The organism is Sulfitobacter sp. M13 (assembly GCF_053474885.1).
This window is the reverse complement of record NZ_CM130281.1, coordinates 2,976,285-2,997,114: the sequence shown is the minus strand read 5'-3', so window position 1 is coordinate 2,997,114 and position 20,830 is coordinate 2,976,285. Positions and strand designations below refer to the sequence as shown.

At 59.0% G+C, this 20,830-nt stretch carries 25 protein-coding genes; 12 read left to right on the top strand and 13 right to left on the bottom strand.

Annotated features, from left to right (window positions below; genetic code table 11):
- Nucleotides 1–40: 40 nt before the first annotated feature.
- Both groL and ACVBAU_RS14355 read left to right on the top strand, forming a co-directional pair.
- A complete protein-coding gene (gene groL / locus ACVBAU_RS14360) occupies nt 41–1,687 on the top strand; it encodes a chaperonin GroEL (RefSeq protein ID WP_138922730.1) in 1,647 nt (548 codons plus the stop codon).
- Nucleotides 1,688–1,797: 110 nt separating this feature from the next.
- Nucleotides 1,798–2,646, top strand: a complete 849-nt coding sequence (locus tag ACVBAU_RS14355; protein WP_448326847.1) for a DMT family transporter — start codon at nt 1,798–1,800, stop codon at nt 2,644–2,646.
- On the opposite strand, the gene ACVBAU_RS14350 is transcribed toward ACVBAU_RS14355, so the two are convergent.
- Complete coding sequence (locus tag ACVBAU_RS14350; RefSeq protein ID WP_448326846.1) at nt 2,612–3,088, bottom strand: NUDIX domain-containing protein; 477 nt, start codon at nt 3,086–3,088, stop codon at nt 2,612–2,614. The two genes, ACVBAU_RS14355 and ACVBAU_RS14350, sit on opposite strands and share 35 nt — an antisense overlap.
- A 49-nt stretch (nt 3,089–3,137) precedes the next feature.
- On the opposite strand from ACVBAU_RS14350, the gene ACVBAU_RS14345 reads away from it, so the two are divergent.
- Both ACVBAU_RS14345 and ACVBAU_RS14340 read left to right on the top strand, forming a co-directional pair.
- Nucleotides 3,138–3,947, top strand: coding sequence for an esterase/lipase family protein (locus ACVBAU_RS14345; RefSeq protein WP_448326844.1), 810 nt, complete (start codon nt 3,138–3,140; stop codon nt 3,945–3,947).
- Nucleotides 3,934–5,076: an alpha-D-ribose 1-methylphosphonate 5-triphosphate diphosphatase gene (locus tag ACVBAU_RS14340; protein WP_448326843.1), complete on the top strand. Its 1,143-nt coding sequence runs from the start codon at nt 3,934–3,936 to the stop codon at nt 5,074–5,076. The genes ACVBAU_RS14345 and ACVBAU_RS14340 overlap by 14 nt, the downstream gene beginning before the upstream one ends.
- A gap of 8 nt (nt 5,077–5,084) precedes the next feature.
- On the opposite strand, the gene ACVBAU_RS14335 is transcribed toward ACVBAU_RS14340, so the two are convergent.
- The 3 genes from ACVBAU_RS14335 to ACVBAU_RS14325 form a co-directional block, all read right to left on the bottom strand.
- Complete coding sequence (locus tag ACVBAU_RS14335; RefSeq protein ID WP_448326842.1) at nt 5,085–6,158, bottom strand: 5-(carboxyamino)imidazole ribonucleotide synthase; 1,074 nt, start codon at nt 6,156–6,158, stop codon at nt 5,085–5,087.
- Nucleotides 6,151–6,639, bottom strand: a complete 489-nt coding sequence (purE, locus tag ACVBAU_RS14330) for a 5-(carboxyamino)imidazole ribonucleotide mutase (protein WP_171048879.1) — start codon at nt 6,637–6,639, stop codon at nt 6,151–6,153. Before purE ends, ACVBAU_RS14335 begins: the two co-directional genes overlap by 8 nt.
- Nucleotides 6,640–6,720: 81 nt before the next feature.
- Nucleotides 6,721–6,945: a YdcH family protein gene (locus tag ACVBAU_RS14325; RefSeq protein WP_138922736.1), complete on the bottom strand. Its 225-nt coding sequence runs from the start codon at nt 6,943–6,945 to the stop codon at nt 6,721–6,723.
- Nucleotides 6,946–7,106: 161 nt separating this feature from the next.
- On the opposite strand from ACVBAU_RS14325, the gene ACVBAU_RS14320 reads away from it, so the two are divergent.
- Together ACVBAU_RS14320 and ACVBAU_RS14315 are read left to right on the top strand one after the other, a co-directional pair.
- The gene (locus tag ACVBAU_RS14320) at nt 7,107–7,523 is read left to right on the top strand and encodes an Hsp20 family protein (RefSeq protein WP_093731913.1); all 417 of its coding nucleotides are present in this window, start codon (nt 7,107–7,109) and stop codon (nt 7,521–7,523) included.
- A gap of 1 nt (nt 7,524) precedes the next feature.
- A complete protein-coding gene (locus ACVBAU_RS14315) occupies nt 7,525–7,743 on the top strand; it encodes a DUF1150 family protein (protein WP_009825186.1) in 219 nt (72 codons plus the stop codon).
- 130 nt (nt 7,744–7,873) lie between these two features.
- Here ACVBAU_RS14315 and ACVBAU_RS14310 read toward each other — a convergent pair whose 3' ends face one another.
- Both ACVBAU_RS14310 and trxB read right to left on the bottom strand, forming a co-directional pair.
- Nucleotides 7,874–9,586 carry a bifunctional sulfate adenylyltransferase/adenylylsulfate kinase gene (locus tag ACVBAU_RS14310; protein ID WP_138922737.1) on the bottom strand — a complete coding sequence of 571 codons (1,713 nt, stop codon included), beginning with the start codon at nt 9,584–9,586 and terminating at the stop codon, nt 7,874–7,876.
- A 167-nt stretch (nt 9,587–9,753) separates the two neighbouring features.
- Nucleotides 9,754–10,758 carry a thioredoxin-disulfide reductase gene (gene trxB / locus ACVBAU_RS14305; protein WP_093731915.1) on the bottom strand — a complete coding sequence of 335 codons (1,005 nt, stop codon included), beginning with the start codon at nt 10,756–10,758 and terminating at the stop codon, nt 9,754–9,756.
- 219 nt (nt 10,759–10,977) lie between these two features.
- Between trxB and ACVBAU_RS14300 the strand changes: the two genes are divergently transcribed.
- A complete protein-coding gene (locus ACVBAU_RS14300) occupies nt 10,978–11,478 on the top strand; it encodes an Lrp/AsnC family transcriptional regulator (RefSeq protein WP_138922738.1) in 501 nt (166 codons plus the stop codon).
- A 36-nt stretch (nt 11,479–11,514) separates the two neighbouring features.
- On the opposite strand, the gene ACVBAU_RS14295 is transcribed toward ACVBAU_RS14300, so the two are convergent.
- The 5 genes from ACVBAU_RS14295 to lgt all read right to left on the bottom strand — a co-directional run bounded on the left by ACVBAU_RS14295 (nt 11,515) and on the right by lgt (nt 15,571).
- Complete coding sequence (locus ACVBAU_RS14295; protein ID WP_448326841.1) at nt 11,515–12,267, bottom strand: Hint domain-containing protein; 753 nt, start codon at nt 12,265–12,267, stop codon at nt 11,515–11,517.
- Nucleotides 12,268–12,464: 197 nt separating this feature from the next.
- Nucleotides 12,465–12,608, bottom strand: coding sequence for a hypothetical protein (locus tag ACVBAU_RS14290; protein ID WP_171048880.1), 144 nt, complete (start codon nt 12,606–12,608; stop codon nt 12,465–12,467).
- A 265-nt stretch (nt 12,609–12,873) separates the two neighbouring features.
- A complete protein-coding gene (pgeF, locus tag ACVBAU_RS14285; RefSeq protein ID WP_138922740.1) occupies nt 12,874–13,629 on the bottom strand; it encodes a peptidoglycan editing factor PgeF in 756 nt (251 codons plus the stop codon).
- Nucleotides 13,626–14,690, bottom strand: a complete 1,065-nt coding sequence (locus ACVBAU_RS14280) for a class I SAM-dependent methyltransferase (RefSeq protein ID WP_448326840.1) — start codon at nt 14,688–14,690, stop codon at nt 13,626–13,628. The genes pgeF and ACVBAU_RS14280 overlap by 4 nt, the downstream gene beginning before the upstream one ends.
- Entirely contained in the window at nt 14,687–15,571 is an 885-nt protein-coding gene (gene lgt, locus ACVBAU_RS14275) for a prolipoprotein diacylglyceryl transferase (protein ID WP_138922742.1), read from the bottom strand. The genes ACVBAU_RS14280 and lgt overlap by 4 nt, the downstream gene beginning before the upstream one ends.
- 96 nt (nt 15,572–15,667) lie before the next feature.
- Between lgt and ACVBAU_RS14270 the strand changes: the two genes are divergently transcribed.
- The 5 genes from ACVBAU_RS14270 to ACVBAU_RS14250 all read left to right on the top strand — a co-directional run bounded on the left by ACVBAU_RS14270 (nt 15,668) and on the right by ACVBAU_RS14250 (nt 18,871).
- Nucleotides 15,668–15,910: an accessory factor UbiK family protein gene (locus ACVBAU_RS14270; protein WP_093731947.1), complete on the top strand. Its 243-nt coding sequence runs from the start codon at nt 15,668–15,670 to the stop codon at nt 15,908–15,910.
- Between the two features lie 331 nt (nt 15,911–16,241).
- Complete coding sequence (locus ACVBAU_RS14265) at nt 16,242–16,742, top strand: type III secretion system chaperone family protein (RefSeq protein ID WP_093731921.1); 501 nt, start codon at nt 16,242–16,244, stop codon at nt 16,740–16,742.
- Between the two features lie 35 nt (nt 16,743–16,777).
- Nucleotides 16,778–17,593 carry a pyrroline-5-carboxylate reductase gene (gene proC / locus ACVBAU_RS14260; RefSeq protein WP_138922743.1) on the top strand — a complete coding sequence of 272 codons (816 nt, stop codon included), beginning with the start codon at nt 16,778–16,780 and terminating at the stop codon, nt 17,591–17,593.
- Nucleotides 17,586–17,924, top strand: a complete 339-nt coding sequence (locus ACVBAU_RS14255) for a tRNA-binding protein (protein ID WP_448326839.1) — start codon at nt 17,586–17,588, stop codon at nt 17,922–17,924. Before proC ends, ACVBAU_RS14255 begins: the two co-directional genes overlap by 8 nt.
- Nucleotides 17,921–18,871: a 2-hydroxyacid dehydrogenase gene (locus tag ACVBAU_RS14250; RefSeq protein ID WP_448326838.1), complete on the top strand. Its 951-nt coding sequence runs from the start codon at nt 17,921–17,923 to the stop codon at nt 18,869–18,871. Before ACVBAU_RS14255 ends, ACVBAU_RS14250 begins: the two co-directional genes overlap by 4 nt.
- Here ACVBAU_RS14250 and ACVBAU_RS14245 read toward each other — a convergent pair.
- Both ACVBAU_RS14245 and ACVBAU_RS14240 read right to left on the bottom strand, forming a co-directional pair.
- On the bottom strand, nt 18,868–19,446 hold the full coding sequence (locus ACVBAU_RS14245; RefSeq protein WP_138922746.1) for a thymidine kinase: 579 nt from the start codon (nt 19,444–19,446) through the stop codon (nt 18,868–18,870). The genes ACVBAU_RS14250 and ACVBAU_RS14245 overlap by 4 nt on opposite strands.
- Before the next feature lie 133 nt (nt 19,447–19,579).
- Nucleotides 19,580–20,704, bottom strand: coding sequence for a beta-ketoacyl-ACP synthase III (locus ACVBAU_RS14240; RefSeq protein ID WP_448326837.1), 1,125 nt, complete (start codon nt 20,702–20,704; stop codon nt 19,580–19,582).
- Nucleotides 20,705–20,830: the final 126 nt, after the last annotated feature.

The window sequence follows — 20,830 nt, the reverse complement described above, 5'->3', positions numbered from 1 at the left end:
GACACGCTGACATCAAAACAAGAATTTAGGAGAAGACACTATGTCTGCTAAGGACGTAAAATTCGGGACCGACGCCCGAAACAAGATGCTTAAGGGTGTGAACATCCTTGCTGATGCCGTCAAAGTCACACTGGGCCCCAAAGGCCGCAACGTTGTGCTCGACAAATCCTTTGGCGCACCACGCATCACCAAAGACGGTGTATCCGTAGCCAAAGAGATCGAACTGGAAGACAAGTTCGAAAACATGGGCGCACAGATGGTTAAGGAAGTTGCTTCCCGGACCAACGACGAAGCGGGTGACGGTACAACAACCGCAACCGTTCTGGCCCAAGCCATCGTTAAAGAAGGCATGAAATCGGTTGCCGCTGGCATGAACCCGATGGACCTGAAGCGCGGCATCGATTTGGCCACGTTGAAAGTCGTCGAAGCGATTAAAGCAGCGGCGCGCCCTGTCAACGACAGCGACGAAGTTGCCCAAGTCGGCACCATCTCTGCAAACGGCGAGAAAGAAATCGGCCGTCAGATCGCAGACGCGATGCAGAAAGTCGGCAACGAAGGTGTGATCACCGTCGAAGAAAACAAAGGTCTGGAAACAGAAACCGATGTTGTTGAAGGCATGCAGTTCGACCGCGGTTACCTGTCCCCTTACTTCGTCACCAACTCCGACAAAATGACTGTCGAACTGGAAGACGCGATCATCCTGCTGCACGAGAAAAAACTCTCCTCGCTGCAGCCAATGGTTCCCCTGCTGGAGCAAGTGATCCAGTCGCAAAAACCACTGCTGATCATCTCGGAAGATGTTGAAGGCGAAGCGCTGGCAACTTTGGTTGTTAACAAACTGCGCGGCGGCCTGAAAATCGCAGCGGTCAAAGCACCTGGTTTCGGCGATCGCCGCAAAGCCATGCTGCAAGACCTTGCTATCCTGACAGGCGGTCAAGTGATCTCCGAAGATCTGGGCATGAAGCTCGAGTCCGTGACCATGGACATGCTGGGTTCTGCCAAGAAAGTCACCATCACCAAAGATCTTACAACGATCATTGATGGCGCTGGCGAGAAGGCCGAGATCGAAGCACGCGTTGCTCAGATCCGTAACCAGATCGAAGAAACCACATCCGACTACGACAAAGAAAAACTGCAAGAGCGCGTTGCCAAACTGGCAGGCGGTGTTGCTGTTATCCGCGTCGGCGGCATGTCCGAAGTTGAAGTAAAAGAGCGCAAAGACCGCGTTGACGATGCCCTGAACGCGACACGTGCCGCTGTTCAAGAAGGTATCGTTGTTGGTGGTGGTGTTGCACTGGTTCAAGCGGGCAAAAAGCTCGAAGGACTGACAGGCGACAACGCAGACCAAAACGTTGGTATCAGCATCGTTCGCAAAGCGCTCGAAGCGCCTCTGCGTCAGATTGCTGAAAACGCTGGTGTTGACGGTTCCGTAGTGGCCGGCAAAATCCGCGAAAGCGACGACCTGAAGTTCGGCTTTAACGCTCAGACCGAAGAATATGGCGACATGTTCAAGTTTGGTGTTATCGACCCTGCCAAAGTTGTGCGTACAGCTCTGCAAGACGCGGCATCCGTTGCCGGTCTGCTGATCACAACCGAAGCCATGGTTGCCGACAAACCGTCGAAAGACGGCGGCGCAGGCGGCATGCCCGATATGGGTGGCATGGGCGGCATGGGCGGCATGATGTAAATCACGCTGCGGGGGCGTTCACGCCCTTGTGCTAGCAGAATTAAGGGGCGCATCACCAGATGCGCCCCTTTTTCGTGGTGCGTCGTGCAACGGTAGCCTAAGCAAACGCCATGCGTATTCTTTCCCTCACCGCCCTTGTGATGGTCGCCTTTGCGGCCAATTCCATTCTGACCCGTTTTGCCATTGCAGGGGGGCATATAGACCCCACTGGTTTTGCCGTCGTGCGGGTGCTGTCCGGCGCGGTGCTGCTTGCCATGCTGGTGCTGATACGCGGCGGGCGGGTGCCGCTGATACGACGTCAGCAGGGGCTTGGGGCGATCACGCTTGCGATCTATATCATCGGCTTTTCCCTCGCCTATCTCACGCTGGACGCAGGGCTGGGTGCGCTGATCCTTTTCGGCGTGGTGCAAATCGCCATGTTCACCCATGGCGCGCTGTTCGGCGTGACCCCGACACCGCGCAAGTTGCTGGGGGCGGCGGTGGCCTTTGCCGGATTGGTACTGGTGCTCTGGCCATCTCAAGGAGTTTCAGTCGATCCGCTGGGGGCAGCCCTGATGATCGCGGCGGGGCTAGGGTGGGCGGCCTACACGATCATCGGCAGGGGCGCATCCGACCCGCTGGCAGGTAGCGCGGGTAACTTTGTGATGTGCACCCCGCTGGTTGCGGTGCTGCTGCTTGTGCAGCCAACCTTCTACACACCCACAGGGATTGCGCTTGGCGTGGTGTGCGGGGCGGTGACCTCTGGGCTGGGATACGCGCTGTGGTATGCTGTGTTGCCAAAGCTGGCGCAGGCAACGGCGGCGGTGGTGCAACTGTCGGTGCCCGTGATCGCGATCATTGCCGGCGCTTTGATCTTGGGCGAACCGCTCGGGGCAAAGGTTGTTGTCGCCACCGCATTGGTGCTTGGTGGGATCGCGCTGGCGGTCAGCGCACGATCGGCTCCAACGGGTCGTAAGTGATCGGATCGCTGTCAAATGCGACCTTTGCGAGACTGTCCGGCTTGACCCGAAGGGCGCGCATCTGATCACGCGTGACCCATCGACGGTCGGTCACGATCCTTTCGGCATCCTGCCACGCGGGGTCCACACCAGCAGAGCCGATCACCGTGCAGCGAAAGTAGATATCCACTTGGTGAAAGTCGCCAGCAGGATCGTGAAATTCATTGACCAGACAGGGCGTCCCCACATGGATGCGCAGGCCGGTTTCTTCATAGACTTCGCGGATCAGATTATCGGGGAGAGAACTGCCTTTTTCTACCCCGCCGCCCGGCGCACACATGAGGTCGCTTTTCCCGTCAGGATAGGCGTTGACCAACAGCAACCGCCCGTCATGGACCAACACGGCCCGTACCGCCAAACGCGGGCTAGTTTCCGCCATCTTACCCTCAATCTTGCGCCGCATGCGTCAAAGTATTTCACATGCGGCGTTTTCAGTCTATTTGACCCTAGCTATGAAAACACTGGTCACAATCACTTTCTCGCTCGCTGTGCTGTCGGGCATGGCGCAGGCGCAGTCAACGCTTTCTGCGGCGGGTGAGGGACGTTGCGTGGTGCTCTTGCACGGGCTCGCCCGAACAGAAACGTCATTCGCTTTGATGGAAGCCGCGCTGGAAACCGAAGGCTACACCGTCGTGCGCCCCGGCTACCCGTCAACCACTGCCCCCGTCGAAGAGCTGACCCGCCGCACCTTGCCCGATGCGGTTGCTGCCTGCGGTACGGCATCGGTTGATTTCGTGACCCATTCCATGGGCGGCATCCTCTTGCGTCAGTGGGTGGCCGAAACGGGCGATGCCCGCGTTGGCCGTGTGGTCATGCTGGCCCCGCCCAACCACGGCAGCGAGGTCGTAGACACGCTCGGCGATCTCGCGGCATTCGACTGGATGAACGGTCCGGCAGGGGCGCAGATGGGCACGGGCGACAATTCGCTCCCGCTGCGCCTGCCGCCCGTCACCTTTGATCTGGGCGTGATCGCGGGGACGCAATCGCTGAACCCCTATTTCTCGTCGCTGCTGCCGGGGCGGGATGATGGCAAGGTGTCGGTGCAATCCGCGCGGGTCGACGGCATGCGGGATTTTCTGATGCTGCCGGTCACGCATACTTTCATGATGATGAACCCCACGGTGATCGCCCAGACGATGACCTATCTGGACAAGGGCAAATTCGACCGGTCGCTGGGGTTCGTGGACGCCGTGCTCGATTCAATTGGATGCCCCGACGGGGCTTGCCTGCCGGGACACGAGGCTGACGATGCTGAACGTTGAATTTACCGGCGCACAGGTCTTGGGTGCGCAAACGCTAGAGGCCCGTCCGCTGGCTGTTTCCGAAGGGCGCATCACCGAAACCCCGCAACCCGCCAGCGTCGATCTGCGCGGCTATATCATCATGCCGGGAATCGTAGACGTACACGGTGACGGGTTCGAACGGCATCTGGCCCCCCGTCGCGGTGCGATGAAAACCATGTATGAAGGGCTGGTCGCAGCCGAGGCAGAACTGGCGGCCAATGGGATCACCACCGCCGTTCTTGCGCAATTTATCAGCTGGGAAGGCGGCTTGCGCGGATATGAGTTTGCCGATCAAGTGTTCGGCGCGATCCAAAGTGTATCTGATACGCTGGTGACCGATCTACGCGGACAACTTCGGCTAGAAACGCATCTACTGGACCTTTTCGCCGATCTGCCCGAGCGTATGGCCGATTGGGGACTGTCCTATATCGTGTTCAACGACCATCTGCCTCACGACAGGTTGGCGAAAGGGCAGGTCCCCAAACGTATGGTCGGCCAAGCGCTCAAGGCGGGGCGTAACCCCGATGACCACCTGCGGATGATGCAGGACCTACATGCCCAAAGCGCGGACGTGCCAGGTGCGCTGGACTGGCTGTGCAAAGTTTTGGCGGGGCGTGGCATCCAGATGGGCAGCCACGATGACACTACCGCCGACGGCCGCGCAGTCTGGCGCAAACGCGGGGTTCGCGTCGCCGAGTTCCCCGAAACACTGGAGGCTGCGGAAGCCGCAGCGGCGGGCGGGGATCACGTCGTGCTGGGGTCGCCCAACGTGGTGCGCGGCGGATCACATAACGGCAATGTCTCGGCGGTGGATTTGATCACGATGGGCGTAGGCGCGGCCCTGGCGTCCGACTATCACTACCCCTCGCCACGACGTGCGGCGTTCATGCTGGCCGACAGCGGTGTGTTGTCTTTGGCGCAGGCATGGCATCTGGTCTCTGGCGGTCCCGCGGCGGTGCTGGGGCTGTCGGATCGCGGTGAAATCGCCACAGGCAAACGCGCCGATCTACTGGTGTTGGATGCGCAAACACGCCGCGTCGCCATGACCATGGCGGGCGGGCGCGTGAGCTATATGACCGGTGATATCGCGGCGCGGTTTGTCAGGTAAGTTCTGGGTCAGCTTGGCCGTTTGACAATGTTCACATGGCCCATCTTCCGCCCCGGTTTAACATCCGCCTTACCGTAAAGATGCAGCGCCGTTTCGCGCTGTTTGGCCAGCTCGGGCACGCGGTCCATGTCATCGCCAATCAGGTTCTCCATCACCACATCGGCATAGCGACTGCCATCGCCTAACGGCCATCCGGCCACGGCACGGATATGCTGTTCAAACTGGTCCACCGCACAGCCGTTCTGCGTCCAGTGGCCCGAGTTATGGACCCGTGGCGCGATCTCGTTCACGATGAATCCCTGTCGCGTGACGAAAAGCTCGACCCCAAGAACACCGACATAATCGAGCGCATTCAGTATCTTGGCGGCAAGAAGTACCGCGTCCATGCGCTGCGCTGCGGTCAGGCGGGCAGGGACCGTGGTGGTGTGCAGGATGCCGTCGCGGTGCACATTCTCACCGGGATCGAAACAGGCCACCTCGCCCGATGGGCTGCGCGCGGCAATGACCGACACTTCGGCGGTGAAGTTCACGAACCCTTCGAGCACGGCGGGATTACCCGCCATATCTGCCAACGCACCCGCCGCATCATCCGTGCTGCGCAGACGCGACTGGCCCTTGCCGTCATAGCCAAATCGGCGGGTCTTCAGAATCGACGGCGCGCCGATGGTCGTCATCGCAGCATCCAGATCGGCCGCATTGGCGATATCGGCAAAGGGGGCAACGGTCAGCCCCAAGCCTTCAAGGAACTGCTTTTCAACCAAACGGTCCTGACTGGTCCGCAGGGCCTCGCGGTTGGGACGGATGGGGGTAATATTTTCAATCACGTCCAGCGCGTCAGTTGGGATGTTCTCGAACTCGAACGTGACAATATCAACCGATTTGGCAAAGGCGGTCAGCGCGTCGACATCTTCATATCCGGCGGTGGTCAGCGCATGGGCGACATCGCCCGCAGGCGGGTTGGCACCGGGTTCAAAGATATGAGTGCGAAACCCGAGACGCGCCGCTGCAACGGCAAGCATACGGCCCAATTGTCCGCCGCCCAAAATCCCGATGGTCGCGCCTGTTTGCAATGCTTCAGTCATTCGACGGCTCCTCTGGGATGGACGCGCTCAGCGCATCGCGCCAGGCATCAAGACGGGCGGCAAGTGCGGGGTCCTGCAGCGCCAGAATACCCGCCGCCATCAGCGCGGCGTTGGCGGCACCGGCCGCACCGATTGCCATGGTCGCGACCGGAAAACCGCGCGGCATCTGTACAATCGAATAAAGCGAATCGACGCCCGACAGCGCCTTTGTCTGGACCGGAACGCCGATCACGGGCACGCGGGTCTTGGACGCCATCATGCCGGGCAAATGCGCCGCACCGCCTGCACCAGCGATGATGACCTGCAGGCCACGATCAGCGGCAGTCTTGCCATAGCTCCACAACCGGTCAGGCGTGCGATGTGCCGATACGATCTTGGTCTCGTAAACGATGCCAAGTTCATCCAGCAGCGTCGCTGCCTCGCGCATGGTTGCCCAATCGGACTGCGAGCCCATGATGATGCCGACAGGTGGATTTTCCATGAAAAGGGCCTTTGCTAGAGCGTATAAGAAGCGCGCACTATAGCCATGATCGCCCGCGTGGCAATCCGCTGGCGGGCGCTGTCATGCGGTAATATCGGGGGTCAGCCGGTCTTCGATCTGCGCAATCAGGTCTTTCATCCGCAGCTTGCGTTTTTTCAGCCTCTGCAGCGTCAGTTGATCCCCGGTGCCTTTGTCGATCAGCGCGTGAATGGCGTCGTCCAAATCGCGATGCTCGCGGCGGAAAACCTCAAGCTCGACACGCAGGACATCGTCATTCTTCATCGACAGATCGGAGGGAGGATTCATAAGGCTGGCTGATTCTTGCTATATCTAGGCTTGTGAATATAGGCGTTTGCAAATCAAAGGCATAGCCCTTGCGTCCTGCCCCCTTGCCCCCCATATTTGAAACAGGTCGCCGATTGCGGGGCCAGATGACTGACTGTCGCTTATCCTAAAGGACGTGTCTTATGACCAAATTAACGCTGGCTTCATACCCGCATATGCTGGGTTTTGAACAGTTGGAACGGGTGATGGAACGTACGGCAAAGGCCGGAAACGAAGGCTATCCACCGTTCAATATCGAACAAACTTCCGATTATAGTTATCGCATCACGCTTGCGGTTGCAGGTTTTGCGGAACAAGATCTGTCGATAACCGTTGAGGATAGACAGCTTGTGATCCGTGGCCGGCAGGTCGACGCGCAAGACGAGCGTATCTTTCTGCACCGCGGTATTGCGGCGCGACAGTTCCAGCGGTCTTTCGTGCTGGCAGATGGCGTAGATGTCGGTGAAGCGCTGATTGAAAATGGTCTGCTTCATGTAGATCTGACCCGCGCCAAACCCGAAAAGGTCGTTCAGACCATCAAGATCAGAAAAGGGGAATAAAATGCATAACGAAGAAACGCATGTCCAAGATCGCACCGTCTACGTCAAGATGATCGCTGTGTCCGACCTTCCCCTAGAGGTGCGCGAGCAGGCGGAAGGGCTGAAACAGCTTTACGCCGTGCATGACGCCGAAGGGCAGCAGCTGGCGCTGGTCGGTGACCGCAAGCTTGCGTTTAGCCTTGCACGCGATCACGACTATGCGCCCGTGATGGTGCATTAAGCAGTAACAGTTAAATTTTGACGAAAAGGGTCGCGATTTCGCGGCCTTTTTTGTACGCAAAGTTCACCGGCACCAAGGAAAAAGGCCAGCCCGTCGAGGCTGGCCTTTGTAGGATCGGTGCGACGAAGGTTTACCCCTTGATCAGCCCCATGCTTTCCAGCTTGAGCAGCACCTGATGCGCGCAGTTGTCGACGTCGACATTCTCTGTTTCAACGCGCAGTTCGGGGTCGGCGGGGACGTCATAGGGGTCTGAAATTCCTGTGAATTCCTTGATCTTGCCTTCGCGGGCCAGCTTGTACAGACCCTTGCGGTCGCGGCGTTCGCATTCCTCGATGGAGGTGGCGACATGCACCTCGACGAAGGCACCAAAGCTTTCCACGTCTTCGCGCACGGCGCGGCGGGTGGTGGCGTAAGGCGCAATGGGCGCGCAGATGGCGATGCCGCCGTTCTTGGTGATCTCGGACGCGACATAGCCGATGCGGCGGATGTTCAGATCGCGGTGCTCTTTGCTAAAGCCCAGTTCCGACGACAGGTTCTTACGGACGATATCACCATCCAGCAGCGTGACGGGACGGCCGCCCATTTCCATCAATTTGACCATCAAAGCGTTGGCGATCGTCGACTTTCCCGAACCGGAGAAGCCGGTGAAGAAGACCGTAAAGCCCTGCTTGTTGCGCGGGGGCTTGGTGCGGCGCAGCTCTTCGACCACCTCGGGGAAGGAGAACCACTCGGGGATTTCCAGCCCTTCCTGCAGACGGCGGCGCAGCTCTGTGCCCGAGATGTTGAGGATGGTGATGTCATCCTTGTCATCGATCTCGTCAATCGCCTCGTATTGTGCGCGCTCGGCCACCCAAACCATATGTTTGAAGTCGACCATTTCGATGCCCATTTCTTCCTCATGGGTACGGAACAGGTCCTGCGCGTCATAGGCACCATAGAAATCGTCACCGGCAGAGTTCTTGCCGGGGCCCGCGTGGTCGCGGCCCACGATGAAATGGGTGCAGCCGTGGTTCTTGCGGATCAGACCGTGCCACACGGCCTCGCGCGGGCCGGCCATGCGCATCGCAAGGTTCAGAAGGCTCATCGCGGTGGTAGCAGCTGGGTACTTGTTCAGCACTGCCTCGTAGCAGCGCACGCGGGTAAAGTGGTCCACATCGCCGGGCTTGGTCAGGCCGACAACGGGGTGGATCAACAGGTTAGCCTGTGCTTCGCGTGCGGCGCGGAAGGTCAGTTCCTGGTGCGCACGGTGCAGGGGGTTGCGGGTCTGGAAGGCCACAACCTTGCGCCAGCCCATCTTGCGGAAATAGGTGCGCAGCTCGTTCGGCGTGTCGCGACGCGCCTTGAAATCATAGTGTACCGGCTGCTGGATGCCGGTCACGGGACCGCCCAGATAGACGCTGCCCGCGGTGTTGTGCAGATAGTTCACCGCCGGATGCGCGCTATCGTCCGCGCCAAACACGTTCTCTGCCTCGCGGGCCTTATTCGGGACCCAACGGTCGGTGACGGTCATCACCGCCAAGATCACGCCTTCCTGATCGCGCAGCGCGATGTCCTGCCCAAGCTCGAGCCCTTCAGCGAATTTTTCCGACACATCAAGGTTGATCGGCATCGGCCAAAGCGACCCGTCCGCCAGACGCATGTTTTCGACAACACCGTCATAGTCTTCTTCGGTCAAGAAACCCTTAAGAGGGTTAAAGCCACCGTTCATCAGCAGCTCTAGATCGCAGATCTGGCGCGGCGTCAGGTCATGGCTGACCAGATCGCCAGCTTCCACCTTCAGCTTTTGCGCCGAATCGTAAGAGACATAAAGTTCAGGGATCGGAGCAAGGTTGGGCGTTTGCATGGGCGTCTCGCAATATTTTGGGTTCAAATTCGGATATTCGGGCTGATAGACCGCCCAGCTTAGGCTAGGCAACCTTTGCCGCCGGTTTATGGCGAATTACGGACAGTGACGTGTTTTTTGCTGGGAAAAGCCAATCTTATCCCAGCAAATGCCATTCAGGGCGAACGTTATGCGTCGTCTTTTACCTCGGCCCCATAGCCAAGCGGCAGAGATGTGTCCTTGCCGGAGTCGTCGCCGACCTCTGCGAGGAATCGTTCAGCCTCGAGCGCGGCCATGCAGCCCATGCCAGCGCTGGTCACAGCCTGACGGTATTTATGGTCGGTCAGATCGCCAGCGGCGAAAACGCCCGGCACAGAGGTTTCAGTGCTGTCAGGCTTGGTGACGACATAGCCGCCCATATGCGTTTCCAGCGTATCCTTGACCAATTCGTTCGCGGGCGCGTGGCCGATGGCGACGAACACACCTTTACAGGGGATGTCGGTAATCTCGCCAGTTTCCACATGTTTGACCTTCACACCTTCAACGCCAAGCGGCGCGTCGGTGCCATAGACTTCGTCCAGCTGGTGGAACCACAGCGGTTCGATCTTGGGGTTTTTCATCAGACGGTCGATCAGGATCTTCTCGGCGCGCAACTCGTCGCGACGGTGGATCAGCGTGACTTTGGACGCAAAGTTGGTCAGGAACAGCGCTTCTTCTACGGCGGTGTTACCGCCGCCGATAACCACAATTTCCTGATTGCGATAGAAAAAGCCGTCACAGGTGGCACAGGCCGAAACGCCAAAGCCTTTAAACTTCTCTTCGGTTTCCAGTCCCAGCCATTTCGCACGCGCACCCGTCGCAAGGATCACCGCATCGGCAACATAGGTTGTGCCGCTGTCGCCTTTGGCGTGGAAGGGGCGGCTGGACAGGTCCAGATCGGTGATGATATCGCCGATGATTTCGGTTCCCATCGCCTTGGCGTGGTCCTGCATGCGGATCATCAGGTCAGGGCCTTGAACCTCGCTGTCACCGGGCCAGTTTTCGACCTCGGTTGTGGTGGTCAACTGCCCGCCCGGTTCGATGCCTTGCACAAGGATCGGGTTCAACATTGCGCGGCTGGCATAAACGCCCGCAGTGTATCCCGCAGGGCCGGAGCCGATGATCAAGAGCTTGGTTTCGCGTGTTTCGGCCATGATAAAGAACCCCAGGGTATATTATATGTTGCGTTCCAACCGATATAGACGCCGCTCGTGTTGCCTTAAACCCCAAGTTTGCATATCCGCCATGCAAAGATCACCGTCATCGAAAATGCGGTTGATTTTTGCTTGAATTCAGAACATTGCGCACCGGCGAAAGATTATTGCGTCCAACGTTGTTGGTGCTATAACAATTGAAAATCCTATGGGGGTATTATGGCAGGGACGCGGCTTGATCCGATTGATCGGAAAATTTTAGCCGAATTGCAGGCAGATGGACGCATGACCAACGTCGAGTTGGCGAAACGCGTCGGCATCTCTGCACCGCCGTGCTTGCGTCGGGTCCGAACCCTCGAGGAAAGCGGCTATATCCGAGGCTATCATGCCAACGTAAATGCGCGCGAACTCGGGTTCGAGGTACAGGTGTTTGCGATGGTCGGACTGGCCAGCCAGGCTGAAACTGATCTAACCGCTTTCGAGGAAAAATGCCGCAACTGGCCGCTTGTCCGCGAATGTCATATGTTGAACGGCGAGGTGGATTTCCTGCTGAAATGCGTTGCACCGGACTTGTCTAGCTTTCAGAGCTTTCTAACGGGCCAACTGCTGACCACCCCAAATGTCGAAAGCGTCAAGACCAGCCTTGTGATCCGGCCGGCCAAGGACGAACCGGGTGTGCCCTTTGATGTGCTGGAAAGCCGTCTGAAAAACGCGCCCTAAGGCGTTTCGCCCAAGATAGAACGCCCAACTTCGGCCTTACGCCCGCGGGTAACACAGCGGGCCAAAACCCGTTGCCGCGCCGATATGTGGAAACATCGACAGAAATGCATCGCGTTGATGCAGCGGCAGGGCCGCGATCGTGGCGGGGCCGGGGTGGAATGTTTCCATCTCGAGGCCGCTCACGCTGATGGCTGCATGGCGCGCCAAACCCAGATGATACAGCCGGACGGGGGTGGGGGGCTGGATCTCGATGATATTTACGCCGTCCACGAGATCGCGCATCAGGGTAAAGACTTTGTGTCCCGGTGCCGCGCCGCGCAAGTTTTGTGGCGTGTGTAGAATGCGTGCGGCAGGACCGAAGGTCAGGAAACTGGACGGACGTGACAGCCCCAGACTATCCGCCATCACCCGTACCCAAGGGGTGCGATGACCAGTATCGGCGGGGACAAATTTGCTTGATCCGATCCACAGCAGGGGGGCCTCGGTTCCGTCGGCGCGTACGATCCGGTCGCCGGGGCATAGGTCTTCGACAGGGGTTTCGCCTTGGGGCGTACGGATCAATGTGCCGCGGGCAAAAGCCGAAAACGGTTCTTCGAACAGCGGGGTTGCAGGGGCGTAGCCTTCGGTGACAAAGACAGTTCCGTCCGGTCGCAATGCCGCGATTTCATAGGCCCGGGTGCGGCCACCCGATCGCGCACGGGCATCGCGCAGAACCGAACGAGAGGCCGTCTGCGAATGCGGCGTGTGTGTATTGGAGGGGATGAAATCAGGGGCAGTGTGTAATGTCATGATATGACCTCTAGATGATCGATTCCATGTTTCTCACCCCCGCTGAAGCATGTGCGATCCAGATGAATGGGCGCGTGGCACCCTGCGCGTAAGGCGTGTGGCCAGACCAGTGGGTGCGCCGCCTAGGTCGACAGAAAAGGCTGTCGCGCCGGTAGAGCCGCTGCAGGGCGCGATACGTCTTGCCAGCCCCGTGAAGCTCAGGCGGCCTTTTGGTGCGATTGCGTGGCAGCGCGCTTTGCGATGAAAGCAGCGCGACGTGTGCCACGGGACCAAGGCAGGGCGACGCCTTCTTTGTTGGAAGCGTCGATAACCGATTTGATGAAGCGTGCGTTGGTTTTCATGCTCTGTATCCTACTGTCTATGGGCAGTGCCCGTTCGTTAGGATCATTATGCAAATGATTTTGGGCATGGATGGGGCGTTTAAGGAAAAAAAGCCGAAAATTTGTAGCGGATTTGAACAGCTTTGCGGCACGCGGCTGAAAACGCTGCGGACCCTTAAAATTAGGACCTCAGGTAGAAAAGTGGCGTGGTCTGGCGCGGGGGCAAGCCGTTTGTGCGGCGAAAATTGGGCAGGTGCTTGTCACATTGCCGCCCAATTTCAGAGTGCTAGAGCACGATCGCTGCGATCAAGCGGCCATAATCGGCTTCTTTCGCGTGCGTGCTGCGACGATAGGAATAAAAACGATCCGCGTCGCTATAGGTGCAGTGCCGCGTCCATTCCGCATGGCCCACGCCCGCCGCACGCAGACGGTTCAGGCCAAAGCCAGCAAGGTCAAATTGCATGCGGCCGTCTGTGCCGTTGGCGAAATAGCGGGCGTATGTCGGGTCTTCGGCCAAAAAAGCATCGATGAACTCTGGACCGACTTCATAGGCGCGCTGGCTGATGCAGGGGCCGATTACAGCAGTGATATTTTCGCGTGTCGCCCCTAGGTCTTCCATCGCATCGACGGTTGCGGTCAACACACCGTCCAGCGCGCCGCGCCATCCTGCATGTGCGGCCCCGATGACGCCGGCTTCGCTGTCGTGGAATAGAACAGGCTGGCAATCGGCGGTCAGGATCGACAGCGCCAAGCCCGGTGTTGCCGTGACCAAGGCATCGGCGCGGGGCTTTTCATTCAAGGGGACAGTGACGCTGACCACAGTCGCTGAATGAATCTGGTGCACGCCGACCAGATGATCCGGCGCGACCTCCATCGCGTCAGCGACGCGGGCGCGGTTAATCTCTACGATCTCGCGCTGATCCGAACTGCCAACTCCGCAGTTCAGCCCCGCAAACACACCAGACGACGCGCCCCCGCGACGGGTGAAGAATCCGTGGCGCACATCGCCCAGACTATCGGAGGTGAGTATTTCCAGCGTCATGGTTCCAATCCTGGGGGCGGGTTCTGGTGCGGCGGGTAAATCCCCATCACTTTAAACAAATTTCCCATTTCTGACGGATGCGTCAAGCGTTTATGTGCGGCGATATGGCTGTTCAGCGCGTCGTCTGTCATGCCCTTGGCAAGGGTTTGTGCGCGTTGCGTGATCCCGAGGCGCTCAAGAAAAACACCTTGCGGGGTGATACGTGTGTGCTTGGCCGGAGCCGCTGCTAGGGCAAGCTTTTCAAAATCGACGTGCGCTGTCAAATCGGCCTGACCCGGTGCTGTCAGCGGATCGGTCTTTTCGTGCCCCTGCAAAGCTTGCAACGTGTCGCCCAGACTGTGCCAATCGCCATAGTCGACGATTAGCGCGGCCCCGCCATGGGCTGCGATCCGGTCAGACACAGGGTGCAGCAGTGGGGCAAGCTGGGTGCATTCCTCTACCAGATCACCGGGCGTGGTATCCGCCAGCCGGTCGGCTAATGCTGGCTGCGGCAATTCTGGACCCAAGCCAAAGGTCAGTGCCCCGTCGGCCAACCCAATCTGCCGTTCGCGCCACGATGTTTCCCCGCGGACAAACTGGCGGATAGGCAGCGCGTCGAAGAATTCATTTGCCACCAAATACAGGGGCTGGTCGGGCAGGTCGGCGGTGCCATCAGCCCAGGTCACCTGATGTCCGGCAAGCGTCTTGGCCTGTACATCGCGCAGCGTCGGTGATGCCTCGATCAAGGTGATCTGTGCGGCATCCGCAAAGCCGGGGACTTTACGCGCGGCCCGCAGCATATCTGCCATCAGGGTGCCACGACCGGGGCCTAGCTCTGCCAGAGTAAAGGCTTTGGGTGCACCTTGGGCGATCCAGCATTGCGCCAGACACAGGCCCAACAGCTCTCCGAACATCTGACTGATTTCGGGGGCGGTGGTGAAATCGCCCTGTGCGCCAAAGGGGTCACGGGTGGTGTAATACCCCTGCGTTGGGTGCAGCAAGCAGGTGGCCATGTATTCGTCGATCCGCATCGGTCCATTGGACGCGATGCGGGTCTGAATCGTGTCGCGCAGGGTCGTCATGCGTTGCGCTTTGCCCGCAGAATGAAAAACAGTCCGATCGCGATCATCGGCAGGCTCAGCAGTTGGCCCATGGTCAGGCCCCAGCCGCCCACATGCCAGGCCAGTCCCAGCGGATTATCGGCGCTGACGAATTGCGCATCGGGTTGGCGCACAAATTCAACGGCAAACCGCGCGGCCCCGTATCCAGCCAGAAAGACGCCCCCGATCAACCCTTCGGATTTCAACCCGCCGCGCCGCCATGCCAGATAGATCAGCAGCGCACCAAGGATCAGCCCCTCAAGCAGTGCTTCGTACAATTGCGAAGGGTGCCGCGCGCAGATCGTCGCGATATTGGGACAGTCCTGCGCCGCCACGGTCGGAAAGGCCACGCCCCACGGCAGGTCAGTCGGGCGGCCCCAAAGCTCTGCGTTGATAAAATTTGCCAGACGCCCCAGAAACAGGCCGGGCGCGAGGCCCAGAGCGACGACATCGCCGGTGGAGATTGTGCTGATGCCATGCCGTTTGGTAAACGCGATGGCTGCAAAAATCACCCCAAGCGCGCCGCCGTGGAACGACATCCCGCCTTCCCAGATACGCAAAATCTGTGCCGGGTTGCTAAGGTAATAGCCCGGTTGATAGAACAGCACATACCCCAGACGTCCGCCCAGAATGACGCCGAGTATGACCCAGAACAGCAAATCCTCGACTTGCTGCTTGGTTATAACGGGGGTGTTGCCCGCCCAAAGCGAAGGCCGCTCAACGGCGCGTACAACGATACGCCAGCCGATCAGGATGCCGGCAATATAGGCCAGCGCATACCAGCGCAGGGCGACGGTCATGCCAAATAAGGTAAACGAGAATATCTCGGGTGACAGGTCGGGGAAGGGGAGCATTGCGTTCATGCGCTGATTGAGCCTGACCGCAAACGGAAGTCAACCTTGCGAGAAGCCACATTGCACACCATATAGTGACCAACAGCCGATCAGGAGAGAATGACCATGCAAACGCGCAACAAGATTTTCGACGACATCTCGCAGATGATGACAAATGCCATGGGCGTGGCCCAAGGGGCAAAAACCGAAGCAGAGACCGCGATGAAGGGGATGCTGGACCGTTGGCTGGCAGACCGTGATTTCGTCACCCGCGAAGAATTCGATGCGGTCCGTGCGATGGCCCAAAAGGCCCGCGAAGAGAACGAAGCCCTGAAATCGCGGCTCGATGCGATGGAAAACAAGGGGTAACGCCCTGCGCCGATTTTTCGGCCTTTGTGAAATGTGACCCACACCCGCCCTTCCGGCGGGTGTCTTTGTTTTTGGGGTGGCGATTCTGTCGTGATTGCTGCCATTCGGGCGGCAGGCGCTACAGATTGCGGTTTATCCTGCATTTATCCACAAGATACTGAGGTTATCCCCTACCTTTCGTGGTTACCCCCAGAAAAAGACTTGCCTCATAGTCGCGTAACGCGCACCATATTTGGTATAGGTCGCTGATGACTTCAGCGAATTATGGTAGATGCACCCATGTATTGATGTGCCTGCGCATATGAATACCCGGATCGAAAGAGGTGACCACATGGCCCTGACAGAGCAGTATCTTGAAGAAGACATTCACCCCATCGACATCGTAGAGAATCTTGCGGCGTTCCATGATTGGGATTTCGACCGTATCTCGGATGAACAGATCGCTATGGCTGTCGAAGGGCAGTGGCGTACCTATTCCATCACCCTCGCGTGGTCGGCATACGATGAAACACTGCGCCTTGTTTGCACGTTTGAAATGGACCCGCCTGCCGAAAAGCTGCCCGTACTGTACCACCTGTTGAACGATATGAACGACCAGTGCTGGACCGGCGCATTCACATATTGGCCGGAACAAAAGCTGATGGTGTACCGCTATGGGCTGGTTCTTGCTGGTGGTCAGGACGCCTCTGCGCAGCAGATTGATACCATGATTAACGCCGCTGTGACCAACGCAGAACGGTATTATCCCGCGGTGCAACTGGCGGTTTGGGGCGATCAGACGCCCCGACAAGCCCTTCAGGTTGCCATTGCAGAGGCGTACGGCCACGCATAGGTGTATCCCCGAAACGTTAATTTAGGGGTACCGATATGAAAGATACGCGCATCGCCAAAGACGGTTTGGTTCTACTGGGCTGTGGCAAGATGGGGTCTGCGATGCTGGCTGGCTGGCTGGCACGCGGGCTTCCGACATCTTCGGTTTATGTTATCGATCCGAAACCCTCTGATTGGTTGAAAGAGCAGGGCGTGCAGTTGAACGTCGATCTGCCCAAAGAACCGGCGGTTGTGCTTGTCGCCGTCAAGCCGCAGATGATGGGCGACGCACTGCCCACGTTGCAGGCCATGGGCAACGGCAAGACAGTGTTCGTCAGCGTTGCAGCCGGCACCACCATCGCGACATTCGAGAAAACGCTGGGTGAACAAACGCCCATCGTGCGCGCCATGCCCAACACACCGGCTGCCATCAGCCAAGGCATCACCGCGATCGTCGGCAATGCCCATGTAGACGCCAAAGGCATGGACGAGGCCGAAGAGCTGCTGTCGGCCGTGGGCGATGTTGTCCGGTTGGACGAAGAGGCGCAGATTGATGCGGTGACAGGGGTCAGCGGCTCGGGTCCGGCGTATGTTTTCCACATGATCGAGGCAATGGCCGCAGGCGGCGTCGCACAAGGGCTCAGCCCCGAACTGGCGCTGAAGCTCGCCACGGCCACGGTCGCAGGGGCAGGGGCGCTGGCCAAATCCGCCGACGAAGGCCCCGACGAGCTGCGCGTAAACGTCACCAGCCCCAACGGCACCACGCAGGCGGCGCTGGACGTGTTGATGAACGAGACAGACGGCTTCCCTGTCTTGCTCAAGCGCGCGGTGGCAGCTGCTGCTGATCGCTCGCGCGAGCTCTCGAATGGCTGAGATCAGCTTTGAGGACTTTATGAAAGTCGACATCAGGGTCGGGACGGTCACCCGTGCCGAACCCTTTCCCGAGGCCCGCAAGCCCGCGATCAAGATGTGGATCGACTTCGGCCCCGAGATCGGAGAGCGCAAAACCTCGGCTCAGATCACGGTGCATTACACGCCCGACGCTTTGATCGGTACGCAGGTGATGGGGGTGGTTAACTTCCCCCCGCGCCAGATCGGGCCGTTCATGTCCGAAGTGCTGGTGCTTGGGGTGCCAGATGAGAACGGGGCGATCGTGTTGATGCGCCCGACGCAACCCACCCCGAACGGAGGACGCCTGCATTGACCAAGCTCTTGATCGCCCGCCCCGCCCCGCCAGAAGTACATGCTGCCCTGTCGGATTTTGATGTGACCTACCGAGACGACAGCGCCCCGCTGACAGTCGCCGAGATGCAGGACGCGCTGCGCGACTATGACGGGGTGCTGGCCACCTTGGGCGATCGGTTTTCGTCCGATGTCTTTCGCAAGGTGGGGATGCCGCGCTGTAAAATGCTCGCCAATTTTGGGGTAGGGTATAACCACATTGATGTGGATGCGGCGAAAGCGGCGGGGCTTCAGGTCTCGAACACGCCCGGTGCCGTCACAGATGCCACGGCCGATATCGCGATGACGTTGATGCTGATGGCAGCGCGGCGTGCGGGGGAAGGCGAACGGCTGGTGCGGTCAGGCGAATGGTCCGGCTGGGAGCCTTCGCAGCTACTCGGGATGCATCTGACAGGCAAAACCGTCGGGATCGTCGGGATGGGGCGGATTGGCCAAGCGGTTGCGCGACGCTGTCACTACGGCTTCTCGATGGACGTGAAATACTTTAGCCGCAGTGCCAAAAGCGTCGCCTATCCGGCTGAACACATTAACGACCTCAAACGCTTGGTGGCCGCGGTTGATGTTGTCGTCATCGCGGTACCTGGTGGGGACGACACCCAGCACCTGATCAACGCGGATGTTCTGGCGGCGATGCAGCCCCATGCGTATCTGATCAATATCGCACGGGGCAATATCGTGGACGAACCCGCCTTAATCAAGGCACTTCAGGCCGGCACCATCGGTGGCGCAGGGCTAGATGTTTACGAATTTGAACCCAAGGTGCCGCAGGCGTTGCGGGATATGGATAACGTGGTGCTATTGCCGCATTTGGGCACGTCCTCGCGGGAGGTGCGTGTGGATATGTGGATGATGGCGGTTGAGAATTTGAAAGCTGGCGTCGCGGGCGAAACGCCTCCGAACCTCGTTTAACGGCCCACGGCCTCGCGCCAATGACGGCGGCACAGAGAGATATAGGTCTCGTTGCCGCCGATCTGCACCTGTGCGCCTTCCTTGATCGCGCCACCCTGCGCATCTTGCCGCACCACCATCGTCGCCTTCTTACCGCAGTGGCAAATTGTGCGGACCTCGCGCATTTCATCTGCCAGTGCCAGCAAGGTCGCAGACCCGGGGAACAGCAGACCGCGGAAATCCACGCGTAGACCATAGCACATGATCGGCACGCCCAGATCATCCACCGCACGCGCCAGTTGCCAGACCTGATCGGGGCTTAGAAACTGTGCCTCGTCGATAAAGATGCAGGCGCAAGGGCCGGAGGCGAGACGCTGTTCAATCTTGGCCAGCAAATCTTCGCCTGTCTCGAAGGTGTCGGCCTCATGCCCGATGCCGATGCGAGACGCGATGCGCCCGTCGCCCGCGCGATTGTCGAATTTCGCGGTCATCAGATAAGGCACCATGCCGCGTTCGACATAGTTATGCGCCGCCTGCAACAGCACGGTCGATTTGCCCGCGTTCATGGTCGAATAATGAAAATAAAGCTTTGCCATGGCCCTCTTTAGCGTCAGGCAGCCGCCGCGTTCAAGATCGGGATGTACCAGTTGGCGCAACCATCAAGAAACCGTCCAGACCGCTGCAGAAATGACCCACCGTCGCGGCGACGAACGGTGGGCCGCATCTGATCTAGCCGCGACGCTGGACCAGAACGGAGCCTACCGAATAGCCAGCTCCGAACGAACAGATCAGGCCGGTATCACCATCGACCAGATCGTCAGAATATTTTGAAAACGCGATAATGGATCCGGCAGAAGATGTGTTGGCGTAATCTTGCAGGATATTCGGCTGCTCGCCTGCTTCGGGCTCACGCCCAAGCACTTTTCGACCGATAAAGTCGTTCATCGATTTGTTCGCCTGATGCAGCCAGAGACGCTTCAGGTCCGCGGCCTCGACCCCTTCGTGGGCCAAGTGGCCCGCGATGTGTTCGGCGACCATGGGCAGCACTTCTTTGAACACTTTACGTCCGTTTTGCATGAACTGCATGTCACGCCGGTCTGCCACGCCATCGGGGCGCGAGCGACGCAAAAAGCCGTTGTTGTTGCGGATGTTGTTCGAAAACTCGGTCGCGCAACGGGTTGATTTGATTTCAAAATAGGGGCCAGCCGCATCCTCGGCGCGTTCGATCAACACAGCCGTTGCCACGTCGCCAAAGATAAAGTGGCAGTCCCGGTCGCGCCATTCCAGGTGGGCAGAACAGATTTCAGGGCAGACCACTAAAGCCGACCGGATCGATCCCGACCGGACCATGTCAGCGGCGGCCTGGACGCCAAACGTCGCCGACGAACAGGCAACGTTCATGTCAAAGGCAAAGCCGTTGATGCCCAGCAACTGCTGGATTTCGATCGCGACGGCCGGATAAGCCCGTTCAAGGTTCGACGCGGCGCAGATCACGGCATCCACATCAGCGGCAGTCTTGCCTGCCTGTTTTAGCGCCTTTTGCGCCGCATCCAGCGCCATCTCGGCCATCAGGCCGGGTTCGTCATCTGATCGCTGACGCAGCAGCGGGTGCATCACTTTGGGGTCAAGAATACCCGTCTTATCCATGACATAGCGCTGCTCGATGCCCGATGCCTTGACGATGAACTCCTCCGAGGAATGTTCTTTCGCAGGCAGCTCTCCTGCCTCGATCTCGGCGGCATGCTCGAGGTTGTACAGATCGGCATAGGCGTTGAACGCCTTGACCAACTCGGCGTTGGTGATGACCTGTTCCGGCGTAAAAATGCCGCTACCAGTAATGGCGGGTGTGTACATGGGTAAACCTTTTTCAGCGTTGTCCGAGTAGGCCAAAGAACGGCTGCCGGGTCAAGACCAGCGAGGGCTGGCAGGCAAGGGCAGGGGACAATGAGGGGGAGGAACGGGGGGACCTGCGCCAAGCAA

Coding starts and splice junctions, on each gene's coding strand:
- ACVBAU_RS14290 (WP_171048880.1), bottom strand. CDS start 12,608: ATGAAAACCAACGCACGCTTCATCAAATCGGTTATCGACGCTTCCAAC.
- ACVBAU_RS14265 (WP_093731921.1), top strand. CDS start 16,242: ATGGCCCTGACAGAGCAGTATCTTGAAGAAGACATTCACCCCATCGAC.
- ACVBAU_RS14345 (WP_448326844.1), top strand. CDS start 3,138: ATGAAAACACTGGTCACAATCACTTTCTCGCTCGCTGTGCTGTCGGGC.
- ACVBAU_RS14245 (WP_138922746.1), bottom strand. CDS start 19,446: ATGGCAAAGCTTTATTTTCATTATTCGACCATGAACGCGGGCAAATCG.
- trxB (WP_093731915.1), bottom strand. CDS start 10,758: ATGGCCGAAACACGCGAAACCAAGCTCTTGATCATCGGCTCCGGCCCT.
- ACVBAU_RS14335 (WP_448326842.1), bottom strand. CDS start 6,158: ATGACTGAAGCATTGCAAACAGGCGCGACCATCGGGATTTTGGGCGGC.
- pgeF (WP_138922740.1), bottom strand. CDS start 13,629: ATGACGCTGGAAATACTCACCTCCGATAGTCTGGGCGATGTGCGCCAC.
- ACVBAU_RS14340 (WP_448326843.1), top strand. CDS start 3,934: ATGCTGAACGTTGAATTTACCGGCGCACAGGTCTTGGGTGCGCAAACG.
- ACVBAU_RS14320 (WP_093731913.1), top strand. CDS start 7,107: ATGACCAAATTAACGCTGGCTTCATACCCGCATATGCTGGGTTTTGAA.
- purE (WP_171048879.1), bottom strand. CDS start 6,639: ATGGAAAATCCACCTGTCGGCATCATCATGGGCTCGCAGTCCGATTGG.
- ACVBAU_RS14310 (WP_138922737.1), bottom strand. CDS start 9,586: ATGCAAACGCCCAACCTTGCTCCGATCCCTGAACTTTATGTCTCTTAC.
- ACVBAU_RS14240 (WP_448326837.1), bottom strand. CDS start 20,704: ATGTACACACCCGCCATTACTGGTAGCGGCATTTTTACGCCGGAACAG.
- ACVBAU_RS14350 (WP_448326846.1), bottom strand. CDS start 3,088: ATGCGGCGCAAGATTGAGGGTAAGATGGCGGAAACTAGCCCGCGTTTG.
- ACVBAU_RS14325 (WP_138922736.1), bottom strand. CDS start 6,945: ATGAATCCTCCCTCCGATCTGTCGATGAAGAATGACGATGTCCTGCGT.
- ACVBAU_RS14255 (WP_448326839.1), top strand. CDS start 17,586: ATGGCTGAGATCAGCTTTGAGGACTTTATGAAAGTCGACATCAGGGTC.
- ACVBAU_RS14280 (WP_448326840.1), bottom strand. CDS start 14,690: ATGACGACCCTGCGCGACACGATTCAGACCCGCATCGCGTCCAATGGA.
- lgt (WP_138922742.1), bottom strand. CDS start 15,571: ATGAACGCAATGCTCCCCTTCCCCGACCTGTCACCCGAGATATTCTCG.
- ACVBAU_RS14355 (WP_448326847.1), top strand. CDS start 1,798: ATGCGTATTCTTTCCCTCACCGCCCTTGTGATGGTCGCCTTTGCGGCC.
- ACVBAU_RS14295 (WP_448326841.1), bottom strand. CDS start 12,267: ATGACATTACACACTGCCCCTGATTTCATCCCCTCCAATACACACACG.
- proC (WP_138922743.1), top strand. CDS start 16,778: ATGAAAGATACGCGCATCGCCAAAGACGGTTTGGTTCTACTGGGCTGT.
- groL (WP_138922730.1), top strand. CDS start 41: ATGTCTGCTAAGGACGTAAAATTCGGGACCGACGCCCGAAACAAGATG.
- ACVBAU_RS14315 (WP_009825186.1), top strand. CDS start 7,525: ATGCATAACGAAGAAACGCATGTCCAAGATCGCACCGTCTACGTCAAG.
- ACVBAU_RS14270 (WP_093731947.1), top strand. CDS start 15,668: ATGCAAACGCGCAACAAGATTTTCGACGACATCTCGCAGATGATGACA.
- ACVBAU_RS14300 (WP_138922738.1), top strand. CDS start 10,978: ATGGCAGGGACGCGGCTTGATCCGATTGATCGGAAAATTTTAGCCGAA.